Source organism: Mucilaginibacter celer (assembly GCF_003576455.2).
Classification (GTDB): domain Bacteria; phylum Bacteroidota; class Bacteroidia; order Sphingobacteriales; family Sphingobacteriaceae; genus Mucilaginibacter; species Mucilaginibacter celer.
This window is the reverse complement of sequence record NZ_CP032869.1, coordinates 3533207-3555115: the sequence shown is the minus strand read 5'-3', so window position 1 is coordinate 3555115 and position 21909 is coordinate 3533207. Positions and strand designations below refer to the sequence as shown.

At 41.8% G+C, this 21909-nt stretch carries 25 protein-coding genes; 15 read left to right on the top strand and 10 right to left on the bottom strand.

What is annotated here, in order from left to right:
• The first annotated feature begins 270 nt into the window (after positions 1-270).
• Positions 271-5580, top strand: coding sequence for an NHL domain-containing protein (locus HYN43_RS14325; protein ID WP_119409998.1), 5310 nt, complete (start codon positions 271-273; stop codon positions 5578-5580).
• Positions 5581-5639: 59 nt separating this feature from the next.
• Here the strand turns inward: HYN43_RS14325 and HYN43_RS14320 are convergent, their stop codons facing one another.
• Positions 5640-5984 carry a hypothetical protein gene (locus HYN43_RS14320; RefSeq protein WP_162996480.1) on the bottom strand — a complete coding sequence of 115 codons (345 nt, stop codon included), beginning with the start codon at positions 5982-5984 and terminating at the stop codon, positions 5640-5642.
• A gap of 216 nt (positions 5985-6200) precedes the next feature.
• On the opposite strand from HYN43_RS14320, the gene HYN43_RS14315 reads away from it, so the two are divergent.
• A complete protein-coding gene (locus tag HYN43_RS14315; RefSeq protein ID WP_119409996.1) occupies positions 6201-6701 on the top strand; it encodes a hypothetical protein in 501 nt (166 codons plus the stop codon).
• A 102-nt stretch (positions 6702-6803) separates the two neighbouring features.
• Here the strand turns inward: HYN43_RS14315 and HYN43_RS14310 are convergent, their stop codons facing one another.
• The 3 genes from HYN43_RS14310 to HYN43_RS14305 form a co-directional block, all read right to left on the bottom strand.
• Positions 6804-7265: a GNAT family N-acetyltransferase gene (locus HYN43_RS14310; RefSeq protein ID WP_245447272.1), complete on the bottom strand. Its 462-nt coding sequence runs from the start codon at positions 7263-7265 to the stop codon at positions 6804-6806.
• A 128-nt stretch (positions 7266-7393) separates the two neighbouring features.
• Complete coding sequence (locus HYN43_RS30375) at positions 7394-7558, bottom strand: hypothetical protein (RefSeq protein WP_162996479.1); 165 nt, start codon at positions 7556-7558, stop codon at positions 7394-7396.
• 425 nt (positions 7559-7983) lie between these two features.
• Positions 7984-8685, bottom strand: a complete 702-nt coding sequence (locus HYN43_RS14305; protein WP_119409994.1) for a S24 family peptidase — start codon at positions 8683-8685, stop codon at positions 7984-7986.
• Positions 8686-8887: 202 nt separating this feature from the next.
• Between HYN43_RS14305 and HYN43_RS30370 the strand changes: the two genes are divergently transcribed.
• The gene (locus HYN43_RS30370) at positions 8888-9082 is read left to right on the top strand and encodes a hypothetical protein (protein ID WP_162996478.1); all 195 of its coding nucleotides are present in this window, start codon (positions 8888-8890) and stop codon (positions 9080-9082) included.
• Positions 9083-9118: 36 nt separating this feature from the next.
• On the top strand, positions 9119-9535 hold the full coding sequence (locus tag HYN43_RS14300; protein ID WP_119409993.1) for a hypothetical protein: 417 nt from the start codon (positions 9119-9121) through the stop codon (positions 9533-9535).
• Between the two features lie 101 nt (positions 9536-9636).
• Here the strand turns inward: HYN43_RS14300 and HYN43_RS14295 are convergent, their stop codons facing one another.
• A complete protein-coding gene (locus tag HYN43_RS14295; protein ID WP_119409992.1) occupies positions 9637-9975 on the bottom strand; it encodes a hypothetical protein in 339 nt (112 codons plus the stop codon).
• 210 nt (positions 9976-10185) lie between these two features.
• On the opposite strand from HYN43_RS14295, the gene HYN43_RS14290 reads away from it, so the two are divergent.
• On the top strand, positions 10186-10521 hold the full coding sequence (locus HYN43_RS14290) for a hypothetical protein (protein WP_119409991.1): 336 nt from the start codon (positions 10186-10188) through the stop codon (positions 10519-10521).
• Between the two features lie 166 nt (positions 10522-10687).
• Positions 10688-11050, top strand: coding sequence for a helix-turn-helix domain-containing protein (locus tag HYN43_RS14285; RefSeq protein WP_119409990.1), 363 nt, complete (start codon positions 10688-10690; stop codon positions 11048-11050).
• Between the two features lie 104 nt (positions 11051-11154).
• Here the strand turns inward: HYN43_RS14285 and HYN43_RS14280 are convergent, their stop codons facing one another.
• On the bottom strand, positions 11155-13389 hold the full coding sequence (locus tag HYN43_RS14280; RefSeq protein ID WP_119409989.1) for a tetratricopeptide repeat protein: 2235 nt from the start codon (positions 13387-13389) through the stop codon (positions 11155-11157).
• A 685-nt stretch (positions 13390-14074) separates the two neighbouring features.
• Positions 14075-14407, bottom strand: a complete 333-nt coding sequence (locus HYN43_RS14275; protein ID WP_119409988.1) for a YnfA family protein — start codon at positions 14405-14407, stop codon at positions 14075-14077.
• Positions 14408-14509: 102 nt separating this feature from the next.
• On the opposite strand from HYN43_RS14275, the gene HYN43_RS14270 reads away from it, so the two are divergent.
• The 8 genes from HYN43_RS14270 to HYN43_RS14235 all read left to right on the top strand — a co-directional run bounded on the left by HYN43_RS14270 (position 14510) and on the right by HYN43_RS14235 (position 18668).
• A complete protein-coding gene (locus tag HYN43_RS14270) occupies positions 14510-15232 on the top strand; it encodes a hypothetical protein (RefSeq protein WP_162996477.1) in 723 nt (240 codons plus the stop codon).
• Between the two features lie 83 nt (positions 15233-15315).
• Positions 15316-15906, top strand: coding sequence for a TetR/AcrR family transcriptional regulator (locus HYN43_RS14265; RefSeq protein WP_119409986.1), 591 nt, complete (start codon positions 15316-15318; stop codon positions 15904-15906).
• Positions 15907-15911: 5 nt separating this feature from the next.
• Positions 15912-16301, top strand: a complete 390-nt coding sequence (locus HYN43_RS14260) for a VOC family protein (protein WP_119409985.1) — start codon at positions 15912-15914, stop codon at positions 16299-16301.
• 29 nt (positions 16302-16330) lie between these two features.
• Positions 16331-16612: a YciI family protein gene (locus HYN43_RS14255; RefSeq protein WP_119409984.1), complete on the top strand. Its 282-nt coding sequence runs from the start codon at positions 16331-16333 to the stop codon at positions 16610-16612.
• Between the two features lie 95 nt (positions 16613-16707).
• Positions 16708-16926 (top strand): hypothetical protein, encoded by a 219-nt coding sequence (locus HYN43_RS14250; protein ID WP_119409983.1) that lies wholly within the window; start codon positions 16708-16710, stop codon positions 16924-16926.
• A gap of 157 nt (positions 16927-17083) precedes the next feature.
• On the top strand, positions 17084-17296 hold the full coding sequence (locus HYN43_RS14245) for a hypothetical protein (protein ID WP_162996476.1): 213 nt from the start codon (positions 17084-17086) through the stop codon (positions 17294-17296).
• A 302-nt stretch (positions 17297-17598) separates the two neighbouring features.
• Positions 17599-18219 (top strand): hypothetical protein, encoded by a 621-nt coding sequence (locus tag HYN43_RS14240; RefSeq protein WP_119409981.1) that lies wholly within the window; start codon positions 17599-17601, stop codon positions 18217-18219.
• 77 nt (positions 18220-18296) lie between these two features.
• Entirely contained in the window at positions 18297-18668 is a 372-nt protein-coding gene (locus tag HYN43_RS14235) for a DMT family protein (RefSeq protein WP_119409980.1), read from the top strand.
• A gap of 48 nt (positions 18669-18716) precedes the next feature.
• Here HYN43_RS14235 and HYN43_RS14230 read toward each other — a convergent pair whose 3' ends face one another.
• Positions 18717-19823 (bottom strand): Gfo/Idh/MocA family protein, encoded by a 1107-nt coding sequence (locus HYN43_RS14230; protein WP_119409979.1) that lies wholly within the window; start codon positions 19821-19823, stop codon positions 18717-18719.
• A 190-nt stretch (positions 19824-20013) separates the two neighbouring features.
• On the opposite strand from HYN43_RS14230, the gene HYN43_RS14225 reads away from it, so the two are divergent.
• On the top strand, positions 20014-20412 hold the full coding sequence (locus HYN43_RS14225; protein ID WP_119409978.1) for a GNAT family N-acetyltransferase: 399 nt from the start codon (positions 20014-20016) through the stop codon (positions 20410-20412).
• 8 nt (positions 20413-20420) lie between these two features.
• On the opposite strand, the gene HYN43_RS14220 is transcribed toward HYN43_RS14225, so the two are convergent.
• Positions 20421-20951, bottom strand: a complete 531-nt coding sequence (locus HYN43_RS14220; RefSeq protein WP_119409977.1) for a DUF4269 domain-containing protein — start codon at positions 20949-20951, stop codon at positions 20421-20423.
• A 2-nt stretch (positions 20952-20953) separates the two neighbouring features.
• Positions 20954-21772 (bottom strand): N-acetylmuramoyl-L-alanine amidase family protein, encoded by an 819-nt coding sequence (locus HYN43_RS14215; protein ID WP_119409976.1) that lies wholly within the window; start codon positions 21770-21772, stop codon positions 20954-20956.
• Between the last annotated feature and the right edge of the window lie 137 nt (positions 21773-21909).

Sequence of the window (21909 nt, the reverse complement as noted above, 5' to 3'; positions counted from 1 at the left end):
TCATTGAAAAACGTTATTCTTTTTTAAACATATCAGCCGGCACCGTCCGGCTTTTTTGTTTTATGCCGGTTTATAATTCAAATCATGCTAAATGAATATAGTTTATGCAAATTGATTGGAAAAGCATTAATTTAGTGTGTTTGTTGGGTTTTGATAAAATCCTGAACTTAAATACGTTGCTTTAACCTTACTCCAATTTAATGATCTTTGATATTTGCGTACCCCATATCGCAAGGTCTGTGAAATTGAGTTTGCATATAAATTAACATCATGCACACTTTATTAAAACAGGTGGTTATTACATTTTTGCTCGGGCTGGTTGTTACTGCAGGCTTTGGCCAGGCACCGCACATTGTTTATGCTAATCCGCAGCCGTACACGGTGGGTTCGGCTATTACTGTTTTAAGTCCTTCCAACACAGGCGGAGCTGTGCCTGCAACTGTATATGGTACAGTAAGTACATTTGCCGGCCAGCCCGGATTGCGTGGCACTAATGACGGATCATTAACTACGGCTTTGTTTGATGGGCCATGGGGTATCACAAATGATGTTACCGGAAATTTTTATGTAGTTGATGAACAATCTGGCATCGTACGAATAATCTCTACGTTAAACCAGGTTAGTACTTATGCAGGTAGTGGCAGTTGGGGTTATCATGATGGTAAGGGAAACAATGCCCAGTTCAGGTCACCTCATGGCATAACCATTGATAATGCCGGAAACCTGTATGTGGCAGATTACGGAAACGACGTGGTTCGTAAAATTACGCGGGCAGGCGTAGCCAGCACACTCGCCGGGCAAGTGAACATTCAGGGTGATGTTGAGGGTATGGGCAGCCAGGCTCAGTTTTATTTCCCAATGGCTGTAGCTGCTGATGACAACGGTAATGTTTATGTCTCTGATTTTATAAACAATAAAATAAAAAAGATAAACCCAGGTGCGTTGGTTTCAACATTTGCCGGAACAGGAGCGCCTGGTTCGCAAGATGGGGATAAATTAATTGCTACGTTCAGTAGTCCCTACGGTATTGCAATCGATCAAGCTGGGAGTTTGTATGTGACTGATTTTAATGACAACAAAATCCGGAAAATAGGAACGAATGGGAAGGTGGTAACGATTGCAGGCAGTGGAAAAACTGGTTTTGCCGATGGCCAGGCCGATGTGGCAAGTTTTTCTGGTGCAATAGATATTAAGGTAGATGCGGGGGGGAATCTTTATGTTGCAGATACTTATAATAATGCCATTAGATTAGTAACTGCATCAGGTAAAGTAATTACAGTGGCCGGCGATACCGGTGGATTTCAGGATGCTGTAGGAAAGCAGGCTAAATTTTTAGGCCCCACGGGAATAACGCTTTTTAAAGGGGCTGCTTATATTGTTGACAACGGAAATTATATAATCCGGAAAATGGTAACCATGGGATATCTTATAGATAAGCCATTGCCTGCTGGTCTTAATTTTGACCCCGCTACCGGTAAAATAAGCGGTACGCCAATAAACGAATCTCCGGCTACAGATTATACGGTGATAGCTTTTAATGAATCAGGCAGTAGCGAAACTACAGTAAGAATAGCGGTGGTTAAGCCTAATGATACCTCACCACCTGTGGTAGCTAAGCCTGATATCAAATATACTACACCCAATGTGTATGTAAGAAATATCCCTATCCTGCCGTTAAAGCCAACCAACACCGGCGGCGATGTTCCGGCAACTATTTATGGCGAAACCAAAGTTGTGGCAGGTACCGGCCAGTTTGGTACCGTAAACGGCGATGCAGCTAATGCACAGTTTAAACTGCCTTACGGCATCAGTATGGATGCGGATGGCAATACCTACATTGCCGAAAGCGGGGGAGGGATCAGGATGATCAGCGCGAGCGGACAGGTAACTTCATTAGGGACTGATGCCTTGCCTGGCCCGCCTTTTAATGTGCCTAAGCTTAATAACCCGCACGGGGTGGTGAAGGATAAAGCCGGCAATCTGTTTGTAGCCAATTACAGCAATCATAACATCCTTAAAATTACACCATCGGGCACGGTTACGATATTTGCCGGTATTAACCAGGCCGGTACGGCCGATGGACCCGGTAATGTAGCCAATATTATTAATCCTAACGGTATTGCTATTGATAAGGACGATAACCTGTACGTAACAGATGGAAACAATGCTATCCGCAAAATTTCTCCAACGGGTTATGTGTTCACCCTTGCCGGACAACCCTCGGCGGGCACTGCGGATGGCCAGGGCCGGGCAGCGAAGTTTAAAAAACCGGCCGGAATAGCGGTTGATAAGGATGGCAATATTTACGTTGCCGACCAGGGCGGCTTTGTGATCCGTAAAATTACACCCAATGGTTTTGTTTCAACAATAGCGGGTAATGGTACTTACAGCAGCGGCGATGGCAACGGAACGGCTGCCGGTTTCCAGGGGCCGTTTGGGATTGCCGTGGATGCATCGGGTAATGTATATGTAACAGATACAGGGATCGGTACTGTGCGCCAGATTTCGCCCGATGGCGAGGTTAAAACGGTAACAGAAGGCGGGCCGGTAAGTGTTGATACAGGTGCCGGTAACGGCGTGCTTTTTAGCAGTGCCTATGGTATAACTGTAGGCCCCGATGGTAACCTGTATGTAGCCGAATATGGCAAAAACTCTATTAAACAGGTTATAGCAACAGGTTATACTATTGATAAGCCATTACCAACCGGTTTAACCTTCGATCGGCGTACCGGCATTATTACTGGTACCCCAACAGTTTTATGGCCGCGTACTGATTATACCGTTATCGCCTATAATGCCGGCGGCAGCAGTAAGTTTACGTTAAGTATTGAGGTTGCTGATGTGGCGCCGCCGACAATTAGCGTGGGCGATGTTAGTGGTGTAGTAACGGCCTGTGTTGGTTCTGTATCGCTAAATTATCAGCAGTTTGCAGTATCAGAAGTAAACCTCACCGATGATGTGCTGGTTATAGCTCCTGCCAATTTTGAGGTGTCGTTACAGCCTAATGCCGGGTATGCTAACAGCCTGATCATTCCTCTTGTTGATTTGCAGGTACCACCCGATGGTGACGGAATTACTGTTTATGTAAGGTTGGCAGCTACCGCCCCCATCGGCAACCCTACCGGCGACGTGATTTTAAAATCAACCGGGGCTACTGATGTTCTGGTACCGGTAAGTGGGGTGGTGAAGTCAATAGTAACGCCGGGTGTAACTGCCGAACAAAAAAGCCCTGCCAATTGTCCCGGACAGCCTGTAACATTTATTGCAAAGCCTACCAATGGCGGTATCAACCCGGTTTACCAATGGTATGTTAACAACAATGCACAAGGAACTAATAGTGACGAGTTTACTCCGGCTACCATTGTTGCGGGCGATAAGGTAACTGTTAAACTTACCAATACCAGCGATTGCACCACATCGCCATCTGTAACATCTGCACCTGTATCCCCGCTGTATAAATCGCCGCTAACGCCAACAGTAACCATAACACAACCCGGTACAGATTGCCCGGATAAGCCGGTAGTTTTTGTAGCCAACCCGGTTAGCGGAGGCGTTAACCCTGTTTACCGCTGGTTTATTAACAACATAGATCAAAATTATAACGGAGCAACGTTCACCGCACCGGCCACCTTAAAGGCGGCCGATAAAGTAACGGTAGAACTTACCAATACCAGCGATTGCACCACATCTCCATCGGTGACATCCGCACCTGTATTACCAAAATACAAATTAGCGCTAACACCAACAGTAACAGTAACACAACCCAGTACAGATTGTCCGGATAAGCCGGTGGTTTTTGTAGCGAACCCGGTTAGTGGAGGCGTTAACCCTGTTTACCGCTGGTTTATTAACAACATAGATCAAAATTATAACGGAGCAACGTTCACCGCACCGGCCACCTTAAAGGCGGCCGATAAAGTAACGGTAGAACTTACCAATACCAGCGATTGCACCACATCTCCATCGGTGACATCCGCACCTGTATTACCAAAATACAAATTAGCGCTAACACCAACAGTAACCATAACACAACCCGGTACAGATTGTCCGGATAAGCCGGTAGTTTTTATAGCCAACCCGGTTAGCGGAGGAGTTAATCCTGTTTACCGCTGGTTTATTAATAATATCGATCAAAATTATAACGGGGCAACATTTACCGCACCGGCCACCTTAAAGGCTGCTGATAAGGTAACTGTTGAACTTACCAATACCAGCGATTGTACCACATCGCCGTCGGTAACATCCGCACCGGTATCCCCGCTGTATAAATCGCCGCTAACGCCAACGGTAACCATAACGCAACTCAATACAGATTGCCCGGATAAGCCGGTGGTTTTTGTAGCCAACCCGGTTAGCGGAGGAGTTAATCCTGTTTACCGCTGGTTTATTAACAATATCGATCAAAATTATAACGGGGCAACATTTACCGCACCGGCCACCTTAAAGGCTGCTGATAAGGTAACTGTTGAACTTACCAATACCAGCGATTGTACCACATCGCCGTCGGTAACATCCGCACCGTTATCTCCGTTATATAAATCGCCGCTAACGCCAACGGTAACCATATCGCAACCCAATACAGATTGCCCGGATAAGCCGGTGGTTTTTGTAGCCAATCCGGTAAATGGAGGTGTTAACCCTGCTTATCGTTGGTTTATCAATAATATCAACCAAAATTATAGCGGCGCAACATTTACCACTTCAGCTAACCTTGCCGCTACCGACCAGGTAGTTGTTGAGCTTACCAATACAAGCGACTGCACAAACGGCCCGGCAACGGTAAAATCTCTATCGGTATCGCCATTGTTTACTACCCCGGTTAATTTAACAGTAACTATCTCAGGGCCATCGGCCCCCGTATGTGAAGGTACAGAGCAGGTTTTTACAGCAGCACCAACTAATGCGGGCAGCAATGCAACATATCAGTGGCAATTGAATAATGTTAATGTTGGTTCAAATAATTACCAGTTTAAAAGTACCACTCTTAAAAACGGCGACCGCCTAATCTGCGCGGTTAGCAACGCTACTCAATGTAGTATTCCCGGCGTTAGCAATGAATTAGTTATTCAAACAGGGGCCCTTCCCTCAGTATCATTTAATGGCGATGTTAGTATAAAAAAAGGAGAAAGTATTATTTTATCACCCGATTTATCGCCGGGTATAGTGAGTTACGCATGGTCGCCCACCAGCGGATTAAGTAACCCGGCCATAGCAAATCCTGTTGCCTCGCCAACAGAAACCACAATTTATACCTTAACAGTAACATCAACCGGCGGCTGCCCGGCCTTTGCCGATGTTAAAGTAACAGTAGCCGGGCAAATGGTTATACCCAATACTTTTACCCCTAACGGCGACGGCGTTAATGATACCTGGAGTATCCCGGGCCTCGCAGCTTATCCTGCTTGCAGGGTAAATGTATACAACAGGTTTGGGGCCGGAATTTTCAGCTCGGTAGGTTACGCCAAAAACTGGAATGGCTCATTTAATGGCTATGAATTACCCGCAGGCACCTACTACTATACGGTTGATCTTAAGGACGGCAAAAAGCCATTGTCAGGCTACGTGGTGATATTAAAATAATATGCCTGTTAAATCAGGGGTAAACCCATAATCATAGCCCGTTTCGGATAAACCGGTTATCAGGAAGCTTGTGCCAGTGAAGTATTATCAAGGTTATTAAGCAGGCTATCAAGTTTAAGATTAAACTCTTTTAAAGGGATATCTCCTTTTTCAAACGCCGAAGTTAAATAGGTTAATTCTTCTTCAATATTATTCACAGTAGCATTGCTTACAATACCGCTGTTTTTTTGCAGATCTTCAATAATTTCTATTTTGTGTTCGGCGGCCTTTAACAGGTACAGTTGTTGTACATCGGCCGATATGTGGCCGTTGTCGCCTGGTTTGGTGTTTTGTTGTTTGTTAAATTCAACCAAAATAATAGCAGCAATAATAGCCGCAATTACCAGCATCATGATAGGATCCATCGTCGTCTCTTTCTTTATTATTGCCTGGCGGAGGGTGCCTGGCGGTTTATAATTAAAATAAATATAATACAATAAAGAATAAACGTGCCGAATATGTTGATAAATCAGCTTATTGTTGATAACTGTTGGTAAGTATTAAAAAAATTACAGGCCGATGCTGCCTCGGTTTGAATTTAACTTATTTTCGATATGTTATACATTTTAGTTTAGCATAGCATGGATAGCACTTTTTATTTATCCTTATTTCGGCAAGCTGTTGATGAACTTGACCCAAAACTATTACATCAAAAGCAGTTGCAAGTGGAAACCGGCGTTTGGTTAAACGCCGTAGTTTTAAGATTACATAAACAGCATTGGGCAAATAACCCGGATGCAAAACCGCAAACCGGGCCTGCAATTTTTTTCTCCATCTGGATTAGTAATGCCGGTATTGAAGAGCATAAACTGTTTTACAACATCCATGCATTAAAGTTAAGCAAGCTTAAAGGTTACGCCCTAACCAGCAGAAAATTTGCTGAAGACTTTAGAGAGGAGTTTAAAAGTATTGATCACAATTGGCCAAACGTTAGTATGAAATTCGGACCGCAAACTTTGATGCAGGGATGGAAATTAATTGATTTAGATTTTCTTAAAGAAGATATTTTAACCATTGTCAACAAGTTTATCGAAATTGATATGTTAATTGAAAACCTGCTGGTTAATGGAAAAGTAAGTTAAATTCAAGCTGAGGCACAACCTACCGGCGGTAACCATAATTTACCTTGGTGAACGCTTCTTTAGTAAGATAAGGAATGGTACTGGCAATCTTATTATTATAAACTATTCAATCCTTTTTTCATAACATAAAAACCTAAGGCCGGGGCGTATTTTTAAACTGATCTCTCCGGCCAGGCTATAACCCAATTTAGGAAACAGTTTTTGTGTTGCATGGTTTGCGGTGTTGGTGTCAACTCTGAGCGCTTTAATTCCCCTGGTTTGTGCTTCTGTTTCGGCCTGTTGTAAAAGTGCAGCGGCCACACCACGGCCCTGGTGATGAATGCTTACTGCAAGTCTGTGGGTAACGATGGCAGTTTGGGTAATATCGAGGCCGGCATCAGCATACTCTTCGTCCTGATCGGTGGTGATGGCTGATACGCCGGCTATTTGCCCGTCAATCTCAGCTACCCAAAGCTGGTTAAGGCTGATATCATCTGCAAAAACTTCGGCGTTGGGATAATCCTGATTCCACTGAAAATTGCCGGCAGCTATCATTACAGGTACCACACCGGCTACGAGGTTCATTATCTGAGGAATATCATTAGAGGTGGCGCGGCGAATGATCATGCTTGAAAAACTAAATTGAGCACCGCTAAAATAAAGAAAGTTTAAAACAGGAAGCTGGTGTTTTGTAGCAAAGCGTATTTGCAGCGTTATTTAACCGCGCGTTTCTTTTTGGTGCTCAGGCGGGCACTTGTTTTCATTTGTACAACTAAAACCCAGCTTAAAAGCAATATCAACGTATAAAACGCCGTGTTCTGAGCCCAGTTCCCTACGCTGAATTCGTTAGCAACATATTGTAGAATATTGTTTTGCATTTGATAGATGTTTTGTTACCAAGGCGTAGGTTGCTTTTAAGTTTCCTGTTTTAATTCTAAAGCCTGAATTTACAAATTAAATACAACTTTTAGGAATGTTTTTAATTGAAAGTTTAATTGTTGCATTAAAATGAATCTGGCTACTACTTTTGGGTGATTTAATACGGTATAAGGTTGCAAAACACATTTTTTATCAATAATTAACATTAATCAATATTTAACAGTAGAGTTGTAGAAATGTTGTATAGATGATTAATTATAGTGTTACAAATTACACCTTAATGACCGGCTGTATTGCATGGATAGCTACAGCATAATACAAATAAGCATTATAATTAACTACATAAAAAAACAGGGCTAAATTGCAGCCCTGTTTTCGAATAGCAACGAATGATTTTATTAAAAGGATGTATCTGTAACCCGGTTTAGTGGTTATGTTTTTTGTGAATATCCTTAACCAGGCAAAGTTTTTTGATATCATTTACCTTGATAATGAACGGCGCATATTTTAAGCGGTTGCCAATCATTTCGGTGGTATTATCCGAGTGTGCAATTACCTCGTCGGGGCTATCGCCTGCCAGCAGGCGTTTATACATCCTGTAATCGCCCCATTCAATATAATAAACCTCGCCTGGCAATATTTTTTTATCATGGATTATTTTCAGTGCAACCCAGCAGCCGTTTTCGAGGTAGGGGTACATACTATGGCCCCAAACCGGTAGCGCAAAGTCGCAATCTTCAATACCGGGGAAGTTCATGTGGCCTACCGGCTGCGAATCGTTAATGTCATTATATACCTCAACACCCGATGCTGTAGCCGAAATTTCGTACATCGGGATGCCTTCACTCTGTTTTTTTACAGGTTTTTGTTCAGAAAAATTTTTACTTTTTTCTCCTGAAATGTAATCTTTAAAATATTCTTTAAAAATACGGAGTTTTTCTGGATCGATGTTCTGCCGGCTCTTCATGATCTCGGTAATGGAGCTTGTTGAATTAAAGCCCAATATTTCTGCCAGTTGCGCATTTCCGCCAAAGGCTTTTCCTTTTAATTGATTGTATAGAATGATAAACTCGAGTGTTTCGGGTCGGATAGTCTTTATTTTGTTGGGTTTTGATCCTTCTTCCATGTTGAAAAGTTTTTAAAGATTTTTCTTGATTTAAATAAAGATTATTCTGTATATTTGTTTCGTTGATGATAGCTAAGGTAAATTAAATTATTGTAAAAACAAAACCTTTTACAAGTTAAATAAAGAATAAGCTCTTGTTGTAATACAGGAAATTGTAAATAAAAATAAAGAAATAATATCAACCCATAATTACCTAAACTGTATGATGTATATAGCATTCTCGGCCTTAAGCCAACAATCGCGGGATGGTGAGAGTCGCCACAATAATGACGCTTTAAATAGTAATGAATCATTGATCCGCTTCAAAGCATATGAGGCTGCCTGCGAAAAATATAAAGACCAGATCATAGAGATTCAAAAATACATGCCCGGCTGGATGCCGCCCTTTAATAGATAATATTCATTATTTAATAACAAACCAATAACCAATACCATGATAAAAATTTCGCAAAAATTAAAAAGCGAGCTCTGGTGGCTCATTATATCAGTTGATTACGATTACAGCCGGATAACCATAGCCGAGCACGATCTTAACGATGAATTGCTTACGCTTTGGCTGGAGGACAAACAGGATTTTAAAAATTCGATTGACGAATGCCTGCAGCTGGACATCCGCACACGCGATTTTGCCAGGATTATTAAAGCCGAAAATCTGAATAGCTACGAGGGTACCAAGGTGCACCCCACCAAAAACTTTGCCTATAAAGCCCGGATCGAGATCGATACCCCGCTACAGTGGTATCGAAGCGATGCATCGCCGGTTGAGCAGCAGTGGGCCCGCGAAGCCCTTTTAAAAGCAATGTTAACCCAACTTGTTGAAACAGGGGCAGCGGAAGATTACAATTATTGATGTGAGGTGCCTATGCTAAATGGCATTTAAATCATATATATAACGCATGCCTCTGGCTGTAGTTCTATGATGCTTTTACGGGCAGATTTTAATTAAGGTTTTTATTTTGTTTTAACTTCTTCGCGCTCTTTTACGCCATGTTCAACCAATTCTTCAACTTCGCTAAGGGCTTCGGCGGGTTGGGTTGCGTAATTAAGCTTACGAAAACGCCAGGTAGCAAAGGCCGGTTCCTGGAAACGATTTATTAATTTAAAAAATTTAGGAAAGTTATGCACTTCTTCCAATAATACCCCGGGCACTATACCATTGTTATCCAGTACCTCGCGAATGGTGTACTCCTTATCTTTGGTTATCCAGATCTCAAAATCGCGGCGTATCTCGTCCATTTTTTCCGGATCTATCTTATCATTAATGCAAATTACCTTATCGCCCGGTTTCATAGTGCTTGTGGAAATTTATGTTTTCGTTTAAAGTATAAACATTGCAAATGTGGGCTTTTTCGGCGTATTTGTAAATGTATAAATCCAATTATTGCCACAAAATGTTTTTCATTTAACTAAACATTTAAAAAAGTTTAAATTACTGTGCAACCTTATATTTACCAATATCGTAATAAAATGTATAACAAGTGTTTGATATAGGGTTTTATTATGAGTTACTTTTATATTTTTTTGATAGGCGGGTCGGTATTGGTATTTCTTATTTTGCAGTTTGATAAACAGCAACGTAAACGGGTTAATACCTTGTTAAAAAGTACAAATGATGTGCAGCCTCTGCTGATGATGCAAAGCATGGGGCAAAAGCTTAATGAAATAAACACAGTGCTTGCTGCAAATACATATAATGCCGCAATGCCTGCCAATATTAAACAGGAGATTGAAGTGCAATTGCGCCAGGTAACTTACGACTATAATAATGGCCGTATCACCATGCAGGCGTACAACAACAGGCTGAGCGATTTGCTTGAAAAGGCAGGAGCGAGGTAATTAAACGTGCTGATTTATTAATTGTATATAGTTTTTGTTGGTTAGTTTTATTTTAAGGTCATTTGCTGTTGGGGCATCTGACCTTTTTTGTTTTTTCGACCCTTTGAGCCAATAAAATAAATATGTATTGCCCGGATAAACAAAATGTTTATTATTGCAGTCACGTATGTCTGATGAAGCTATTATAAAACGGTTAAAGGTTGTTGTGAAAGAACACGGCGGCCAGTTAGGACTTGCGGGAGCCATTGGGGTTGACCAGGGCTTCATCAGCAAGGTGATCAACAAAAAGCAGGATATAAGCTATTATCTCATCCGTAAACTTTGTTTTCAGCTCAAATACTCGCCCGAATGGCTTATCCTCGGCACAGGCGAAAAAATGATCAACAAACCCGAGTCGGCCAAACTGATCACCGAGATTCAGATGATGCGTACCGAAGTTGATATTTTACAGGCCCGGATGCGCGCTTATGAAATAGAGCTTAAAGAATTGCGCGAACAGCTGCATGTGTCCGAAAAAAAAGCTGTGTAATAACACTGAATATCAGCTAAATGTAAAAGCCCCTTGCGGGGCTTGGTGTTATTTATAGATCAGTTAATAGTTTCTTGTTTTACGAAAAATACGAATAAAAAGTTTTACCTGCAATATTTACTTACATATTCTGCTGCTTCTTTTAAGCCCATGGCAAGCGCCTTATTCATATCGGCGCAGGCGCCTGTTTTATCATTAATTACCATTTTGGCGAGGCCCCGATGTAAGTAAGCTCTGCTGTTTTTTGAATCGATGCTGATGGCGGTGTTGCAATCCTGTATGGCCCCGTTGGGGTCTTTAAGATTAATTTTGGCCGTTGCCCTGTCAACAAGCGTACCGGCATTGTTGGGTTCGAGTTTAAGCGCCGCAGTAAAATCGTCTTTTACACCCTGGGCATCGCCTATATAACTTTTGGCAAGGCCGCTGTGGGCGTAAGCTTTAACGTTTTTCTCGTTCATGTAGGTGGCGTTGTGATAATCATCGGCTGCCCCGGCATAATCTTTCAGCGCCAGTTTGGCGTCGCCCCGCAATAAAAATGTTTCATCGGTTGAGTAAACTGACACAGCACGGTCAAGATCGGCAATAGCGTCCTTATAATTTTTTTGCTTCAATTTAACAGCACCCCGGGTTTGCCAGACCATTGCAGTAGAATCGGAAAGCGAATCAATTTTCAAAGCACTTGTTAAATCCAGTATAGCGCCGTTGTTATCTTCCATATCGGCCCGGGCTATAGCGCGTTTTAGCAATATGGTGATGTTTTTGGGGCTTTTTATTGCTGCCGTATTATAATCGGCCATTGCGCCTTTATCATCGCCGGCAGCCGCCTTAGCCTCGCCGCGATAAAGATAATAATTGGCATTGGCCGGATTTAATGCTATGGCTGCTGTAAATAACTGAACACCGTTGTTGGTGTATTTATAAAAGTTGTTAATATTACCCAGGCGCTGATAACCGGTTTGTTGCTGAGGAGAAAGGCTGATCAGTTTTTCCAGATCTTTTACTGCCGCAGCATAATCCGCCATTTTGTTTTTTTCGATAGCCCGGTTCAGGAATGCATAAGTGTAGGCCGGGTTAATGGCAATGGCTTTGGTATAATCATTAATTGCTGCCAGCGGTACACCCAAATCGCGATAGGCGTCGCCCCGGGCAAGGTAAGCTTCGTCGCTTTTGCTGTTTAAGCCAATGGCTTTGGTTAAATCGGCAATTACACCGGCGGTATCCTTCATAGCCATTTTGGCCTTGCTTAGCGTGATGTAGGCACTTACGCTGTTCGGGTTTAAACTAATTGCGGTATCCGCATCCAGTTTGGCTCCGGCATGATCACCCAAAGCCAGTTTTGAAAACGAACGGCTTTGATAAATATCTGCGTTTTTTTCGCCAAGTGCTATGGCCTTATCAAAATCATCCAACGCGCCCTGATTATCTTTCTGGTCGCTTTTTACAATACCCCGGTAGGCGTACAATTTACCATTGTTTGGAAACTGGCCGATGGTTTTGTTAAAATAATCAAGCGATCCCTTACCATCGCCCATGCTGTTTTGCGCATTGGCCATATAAAGCAGCAAGTTTGGAATGTTCGGATTAATGGCAGCAGCTTTTTTATAATCGTCAACGGCGCTCTTATAATCAGTAAGTTTGGCTTTAATATTTGCGCGGTAAAAATAAGCTTCGGCATTATTAGGGTTAAGGGTAAGCGAGTTGGTGTAATCGGCAATGGCACCCTTGTAATCATTTATATTGGCTTTGGTACCCGCCATGTACTGATAAACCTCGGCGCTTCGCGGGCTTAGTTTAATAGCCATGTTGTAATCAGCTATAGCTGCGGCAAAATCACCTTTATTGTTTTTGGCAAGGCCGCGATATTTATATAAATCAGCATCGTTGGGCGTGTACTGCAGGGCTGTGGTAAAATCGGCAATTGCACCTGCGTAATCGTTCATGTTGCTTTTGGCATTGGCCCGGTAGTGAAACATGTCGGCCGTTTTGGGGCCCAGGTTAATGGCGTGGTCAAAGTCGGCAATGGCAGTTTGGTAATCCTGTATGGCCGCTTCGGCATTTGCTTTATACAGGTATGCGTTGGTTAAGCCGGGTTTTAAAGTTGTGGCGCGGGTGTAATCGGTAATGGCCGCTTTGTAATCTTTAGTATTGCCGTAGGCATTCGCCCTGTAATAAAAGGCTTCGGCATTTTTGTTGTCTAATTCAATAGCACGGGTAAAATCCTGTATGGCACCTTTGTAGTCGCGCTGGTTGGCTTTGGTGTTGCCATTTTGGATGTAAGTGCCCGCAGTTTGGGCAAATGAATATAACGGTAACAGAAGTAGAAGCAGAATTTTTTTCATGAACCCAATAGTGGTTTACCAAATATCAATAAAAAAACTAATATTGAATATAGCAAAGCACGTACCGCAGTAAAATGCACATAAAAAAGACTGTAACCGCCACAATTCGGAAATAATGGGGATAAATTGGGGATTTAAAGCCACAATTCATCGCATTCTGGTCAGCTGATGATCGATATTATGAAAACGAAGCCTCATTACCGCTTCCGTTTTGGTTGCGCCTTTTATATAAGATAAGCGCGCTGCAAAGCGAAATGCAAAGAATTAAAACTAATTCGATAATTAGGTGACTTACGGGAACATGACCGGCATTGTTTGACAGTAATACACCTGCATCAGGAAGGATCAACCCAAAAAGAGGGAAGCAGAAGAACATTCTCAATATTATTAATTTTTCCATAATTACTAACATTTAGTATGACAATACTAAGGTACGGATTGTTTCTTTATAATTTAAATAAAAAAATCACATTTATTGCTTTTTACTGTTAACCGTAGTCAGGCGGCTTTTGTTTTTAAGTATTCCTGCTATGTTTAAACTTATAATTAAGCTTATCCGGATAACATAAACCCGGCCTGCTTGTTTCAGGTGTAAGCCCGTTTCAAAGCCGATAGTTTGTATAGGCTTGACAGTAAGTAGATTAAAATTTTATAATAAGCAGGAGAGGGCCGCCGCCGGTTGGTATTACTTGTTACGTGGGAAAAAGATAATAATGCAAGCGCCAAGCATGGCTATAATTGCACCAATTATATCATACTTATCGGGCTTAAAGCCGTCAACTTTCCAGGCCCAGAGCAGGGCCATCAGTATAAAAATGCCTCCGTAGGCCGCATACACTCTGCCAAAGCCTGCACTTTGCCAGGTAGCCACTACGCCGTACAATGCAAGGATAATTGCGCCGGTGATACCATACCACAACGGTTTGTCGGATTTTAGCCATAACCAGATCAGGTATCCGCCGCCAATTTCGCAAAGGCCGGCAATGATAAAAACAGCTAAAGATTTGATAATATTCATCGGGCTAAAAATAGCTGTAAAACCGGTATAATTGCTTTTTAAGGCTAATGAAGATTTCTTTTATTTTGTATGTTTGAACAGCCGATATCTTATACAACATTGATGGAACCTTTACAATTTAAACTCGATCCGCTTCAATATCCCGCCCTGCAAAAAAAGATGCTTATCAGGTCGGTTTCGCTGGTAACCATTTTATTAATAGCACTTTCTGTTTACACAATGCGGGATGCCAACAACAATGACGTTACGTTTTGGGTTGGTTATTTGATTTTTATGATTTTATTGTACTCTTTTTTAATGTCGAGGGCATTTAAAAAGCGCCGAAAGATTTACGAAAGCTACAGCATTACCATTGGTGAACAGGGCATAACCCGCAAGCAGGATAAATGGGCCGATTTGTATATCCCTTTAACCGAAATCACCGCCATCGAAAAAAAGACCAACGGTAATTTTGTGATTAAAGGTATCAGTAACGATCCGCTAAAAAAGATAAACATCATCAAACAAATTGAAGATTATGAAAGGCTTGAAGAGGTTTTGGCCAATATCAAACCCATTACGCTTAATGTAAAAACCCTATGGTGGGAAAAGTACAGTTTTCTGTTATCGCTAATTATTGTGATACCATTGCTGGGTGTTTATGTTGTTGATAATAAAATAGTTGTTGGTATAAGCGCAGCTATCAGTGTAGCAACACTTGTTTATATTTTTTTCAACATTCTTAAATATCGCAATTCCGTAAAAAGCTTAAAGCGCAGTTTATGGACTATCCCGCTCATAATCATCTCAGTTTTGGTAGTAGCTTATTTTAAGTTAATAGCCTGAGTTTTTAAAACATAAGTCAGAATTGTGTAAAGTGGTCATATTAGTTTTTAAATAAACGAACGCTCACTTATATTTATTGCGATATGCGACCACGCGACGAACATAAAGAGCAACAAATTCGCCAAAAGGCGATAGAAATGATAGTTAGCGATGGCCTCGATGGTTTTGGCATTAATAAACTGGCCAAAGCGGCAGGGGTATCGCCGGCTACCATCTATATTTATTATAAAGACAAGGAAGAACTTATTACCAGCCTGTGTATAAGCGCCGCCGAAAAAATGATGGCTTTCAGCCTTCAAAACTTTTCGCCCGATATGGATTTTGCCGAAGGACTTAAGGTACAATGGTATAACCGGCTGCACTATTTTTTGCATAACCCGCTCGATATGGAGTTTATCGAGATTATGCGTTATACCAACTTTTACGAAAAGGTGAGCCAGATGCTCAGCACAAATTTCGGATCGGTGCTGGGGCTGTTTATGCGCAATGCCGAGGAGAAGAAACAGCTTTTGCCCCTGCCTTTTGAGGTTTACTGGGCTATAGCTTACGCGCCGCTTTATCAGCTTATAAAATTTCATACCCAGGGAAACAGTTATGTAAACAGCAGTTTTGTGCTGGATGATAAGCTGATGGACCAAACCCTCCAACTGGTATTAAAAGCCCTCAAACCATAAAAGCCATGATGACCGCAACTTTAAAACTTAACCATATTAATTTAACTGTGACGGATGTTGCAGCCAGCGCGCATTTTTTTGAACAGCACTTTGGTTTTAAAATCGCCGAAGTGAAAGGCGAAAATATGTTGGCCATATTGGAAGGCACAGGCGGTTTTGTTTTGGTGCTAATGGCCGATACCTCTAACCGTAAGGGAAATAACACCTATCCCGAAATGTTTCACATCGGTTTTTTAGTTGATACTGCCGATGAGGTAAATAAGATTTATGAGGGGCTTAAGAAAGCCGGACTTGCTACCGAAAGGGCACCGGGAAATTTGCGCGGGGGCTTTGGGTTTTATTTTAATGCACCGGGCGGTATTTTAACCGAAGTTACCTGTTTAACACAAAATTAAAATCATCTATAAAAACAAAATAAACAATTATGATACATGCATCAGCCTATAAAGATCCGCATCATGTGATGCTGTTTTTTGAAGAGAATGATAATACTGCGCATGCCCTGCAATGCCTGTCAGCAAGGGAAAATTATTATCAAAACCTTAAAAATAGCGGCAAGGTGGTGATGAGCGGCAACTTCTGGAACCAGGATAAAAACTTTATCATCGTTTACGTTTCAAACGATGTGGAGCTGGAGCAAATTATTGAAAACGACCCTGCTTTGCAGCAAAATGTGCTTGAACTGGTGAGGGCCATGCCTTTTTAAACTGCGTACTTCTACGCATTTTGGTGGGTTAAAATACGGGGTAGGTTATATTTGCAGGTGTGTGAGTTACATGATAGCTTTGTACAAACAGCGCCATGGAACCTTTTTTACTAAACGTTGGTAAACGGACTTATAAAGTTATCCCCTCGGTTACTAATCAAACTACATTTAGCGTCATCAATTACTCATCGTTTTATACCATTGCCCGCTTAACCGAGGGATATTGGGAAATAGTTGAACACCGTTTTGGCGATCATTCAATCCCGCTGCAGGAGATTGGCCGTCATATTGAAGAGCATTGTAAGCTGTCATAATTAAAGTACCACCTTTTCCCGAATAGCATATTGTATTTATCATTAGATAAACAAATTGTATTAATTAACCTATTTGAAATTTTTTTATTTCTTTTTGATAAATATTCTTTTTTATTATTCCTGTTAGTTGTATATTGTGATGCCAAACCGATATACTATGGAAAAACTAACCATTTTAAGAATGTTTGCCTGCCTTCCGTTGTTTGGATTATTGCTGCCCGATGCAGCCACATTGATAACCGGATCATTTAACAACCTGTCGCCGGTTCGTATTTACATTGAATGTTTTTTATTGCTTTTTATAGTGCTCTGTACTTTGCGGATTGCCCAAATCAGCAAAGCACAAAACGCTGCCAGTACAGAACTGTAGGCTATTTTGCACAGGTTTGTACTTTAATATGCATACCAGTTTATAAACTTATATAACAGTTTAGTACCCCGAAACCTATTACCCGGCTAACCGCCGGGTTTTTTGTTGCCTTTATTTTAAGGCACAAAATGCTAATAAACAGCTTGCTTATGCTGTTTTTTTAGTACTTTTACCGGTAAATGAATCCTAAACATTGTTATCAAAACTTAGCAGGTAAAGCATATACCGCTATTTTAAAAAAATCAGGCTTTTGTCGTAATTTTTGTTTCACCATTATTTTATCCTGCTGCTTTAATGTTGTCATGGCACAACACCGCTCAACCCGGGGCTTAACCTATGGCGGCGGAGGCAACGGAGCAACTAACTTTAGTGATGGCTGGGGCGTGGCTTTTGGTACCGGTGTTGACGTACCGCAGGGAGAATTTAACTCTTTTTTTAAGCCGGCTATTAACGTTAATACCAGCATTTACAGGTTTTTAGGGCCATTAACGGTTGACTTTAACGTAGGCTACAGAAACTTCCAGCCTGATGAGCCCGTTGTGGAAGGCGATGGAATTACACAAAAAAACACCAATATGCCCGCGTTTTCGGCAAGTTTTGGAGTGGTCTATAATATCGATATAGCTGATAATTTCAGGGTTTATGGTGGCGTTAATACCGGAGCGTATTTTACCAACTTTGGCTTAGCTTATGTTTTCGATAATGGATTAGATCCGATTGTATTTGACGGATATAAAACCTCGTTGTATTATGCACCAAAGGCAGGTATTTCGTTCCCGTTAACCACCCGTTTAGGTATAAATATCGAATCGAAATATAATTTCTATACACAAAAAGCCGAATCTCAAACCGATCCAAGTGATAGCCGCTCGGCAAATTGGAATTCATTTACTATCGGAGCCGAACTTGTAATTAAGTTTTAATCATTGTTTACCTTTGTTGTTTAACAAACGCGCGGTAGTGTTGTTGTTTTAACGCGCTAAACAATAATAAAATTTAAATGAAGGCTTTACGTACAATCGGTTTTCTGTTTATATCCAACACATTCATGACTTTTGCCTGGTACGGGCATCTAAAATTTAAGGAATACGCCTGGGGCAAAAACCTCAGCCTGATAGCCATTATCCTCATCAGCTGGGGCCTGGCTTTTTTCGAATACCTGTTCCAGGTGCCTGCCAACGAGGGTGGCTTTAAAGAAAACGGTGGTCCTTTCTCATTGGTAGAGCTAAAAACTATCCAGGAGGCTATTACACTTACCGTATTTATGGTATTTACCACCCTGCTTTTTAAAAACGAAAAGCTGGGCTGGAACCATTTGGTTGGTTTTGGTTTGATAGTGCTGGCCGTGTTTGTGATTTTTAAAAAGTGGTAATAAAAAAGCCGCTTAATTAAGCGGCTATATACCATAAGGCGTTAAATATTAACCTATCTTTTCCCATTTGCCGCTGTCAAGGCTGCGGTAAATGGCATCAACCACAAGCATATCTTTTAGCCCTTCCTCGCCCGGAACCCGGCTTTGCTTATTTTGCGTTACGCACAGGGCAAAATCATCCATCTGCGCCGCCTGTTGATTTATTTGCGGAAACTGCATCTGGCTGCCATTCACTTTTCCATCAATACCGCCATATCCAAAGGCCGGGCCAAGCTCAAAGTTACCTTTCTCGGCTTCGGCCTTAAGATAGCCCCAATCATGATTGTAGCTCGATTTACCGGTAACCTTTTGTCCGCCGGGAAATTGTAGCTCCCAAAAAACAGTTTCATCAACTTCTTTAAACAAATCGGGTTTGGTTTTTTCCTGGGTGGCTTTAACTCTGATAGGTTCCTGTCCAAGTGTGTAGCGCGAACCCTGGATTGAATATATCCCCATATCCATCAGTCCACCGCCGCCGGCCAGGGCTTTTTTTAAGCGCCATGCGTTGGGATCGCCGCCATAGGTAAAGCCGTTGCCGGTATCAATGCTTTTTACCTTACCATAAACCTGTTTTTGACCAAGACGCATCAGCTCGATAGTATGCGGCTCAAAGTGCAGGCGGTAACCTATGGATAATAACCTGTTTGCTTTTTTGCAGGCTGCAATCATATCTTTGCAATCGGCAGCGTTCAGGGCCATCGGTTTTTCGCATATTACGTGCTTACCGGCCTGTGCAGCCCGTATAGTATATTCTTTATGCATGCTTACCGGTAACACCACGTATACAATATCTATATCCGGGTTTTTGGCTATCTCATCAAAGTTTTGATAATTGTAGATGTTTTTTTGCTGGATGTTATATTTTTTGGCCCAGTCAACTGCTTTTGATGGCGTGCCTGTTACAATGCCCGCCAGGTAGCAATGTTGGGTTTGCTGTAGGGCCGGAGCCAGTTGCCCGCCCGAATAATAGCCCAGGCCAACTAACGCAATGCCTAACTTTTTGGCGGGCTTTGCTGCTGCCAGTTGTATTAACGTCGGGCTCAAGGCCAACGAGCCAATGCCCAATGAGGCATTACGAATAAAATTTCTGCGCGATGTTTTTTGTACAGGTGCCATAAGCAGGATGATAAGCTGTTTGAAATGATGGGTTTACCCTATAAAAATACAAGTTTATAAATACTAATGTTTGTAAAAATGCTATGTGTTTTTACAATATGGGTTTGTGGACTATCTGCTTTTTTAATTCTGGCTTATATAGAATAGTCCACCTCCGAGTATTTTTGACATTATTAAATTTTTTATAAGCATGAACACCACTTACCAAACAGGTACAATACCTTCAGCTCAACAAGTTATCGAACTTTACAATTCGGCAGGTTTAAATCGCCCCACACATGACGCCCCGCGGATTGCCAAAATGTATCAAAATTCAAACCTTATAATAACCGCCTGGGATGGTGAAAAACTGGTAGGCGTATCGCGCGCGCTAACCGATTATTGTTATGCCTGCTACCTGTCTGATCTGGCAGTAAATAAAGATTATCAAAAAGAGGGGATAGGCAAAAAACTGGTTCAGTTAACTAAGGAGGCCATTGGGGATGAATCAATGTTGCTGTTATTATCCGCTCCTGCGGCAATGGAATATTACCCTAAAATTGGAATGGATGCGGTAAATAATGGTTTTATCATACCGCGGGCCAAATAACAGAATAATTAAACTTCAAAGTTTAGTAAAGCTGTGTAAGGGTCGCCCTCTAAACCGAGTGTCACGGCAAAAGCAGGTTCGGTTTTCATTCCCTGTTTTTTTAGATCGATAATTTGCTGCCTGAATGTTTCGGCTTTTTGCAGCAGCAATTGGTGTTCAATAAGCAAATGCCTGTAGGCCATTTGTTGTTTTACAGGTATTTGCTGGCCAAAAACTTCAACAGGGAACCCATCGAGGCAAAAGTTCGCTAATACAGCAGTGCTCCCGGCGAGATCTAAAGTTTTGATCGAAAAATCTTCGAAAACTGAAAATTTTGCCTCCAAGTGTTGGCTGAATCCATCGGTAGTAGTGTATTGACATATAATATCCAAATCGCTGCTTTCGATATCGATATTAATTGGAATAGTTCCGGTTAGTATAGGCGAAAAGGGGAGGAGCACATCTATAACCCGGTATTTGTTTAACAACCGATAAGCCTGAACCTGCCGCAGGGTGCCGCTGGCCAGGTATTCAATGGTATCAAATTGTTCAACCGGCATTATTAGTTTCCTTCCAAATCGTTTTTATACTGTTTAAGTGCTGTTACAATTGATCGCACAATTTCGTTTTGTCCAGAGGCTGAGTTAAGGTATTCCTCATCGGCCGGGTTGTTGATAAAGCCGGTTTCAACCAATACGGCCGGCATGCCGCTTTGCGCAAGTACCAGCACGCCCTGTTCCTTTACCCCAAGACTATGGCGGCCATTGGCTTTGCGGAACTGGTGATCAACCAGATCGCCAAAACGGATGCTTTGTTTACGATATTTTTGCTGAAAGGCGTTGAGTACAATGGTATTCACCACAGCATCGTCGCCATAGCCGTTATATTTTTGCTTATAATCCTTTTCAATAAATATCGAAGCATTTTCGCGCAGGGCCTCGCGTTGTTCTTCGCTGCGGTGAAAGCCGTATACAAGCAAAAGCGTGCCTCTTGACGTGCCTTTGCGCTGCGGCGATGAGTTACAGTGGATGGAAATAAAAAGGTTGCCATGATTATCGTTGGCAATATCGGTGCGTTTATGTAGTTCAATAAACACATCCGTGCTCCGGGTCATTATCACTTTAACGCTGCTCATTTCATCGTTAATGGCATCGCGCAGTTTTTTGGCTATACTTAACGATACATTTTTTTCTTTGGAATAAGCGCCGTGCGAACCCGGATCTTTCCCCCCATGCCCTGCATCAATAATTACTGTTTTAAATTTAAAATGATTGGCAACCGGCGCATTTTGCTGGCTGTAACAGCATTGACAAATAAACAGGCAAATCAAGAAACTAAGCAGCGGAATTATTTTATGGCTTGTGGGCACGGTAGCAGGCATGAACAATATTTGTATACAGGTTTATAAATAATTCATTCTATAATACTTATAGGTATGATATTGTTTTACCTGTATGGTTTAAAAAGTGTTTTTATTTAAAGGGGGCAAATATAGTACATGTTTGATTTACAGGCGAA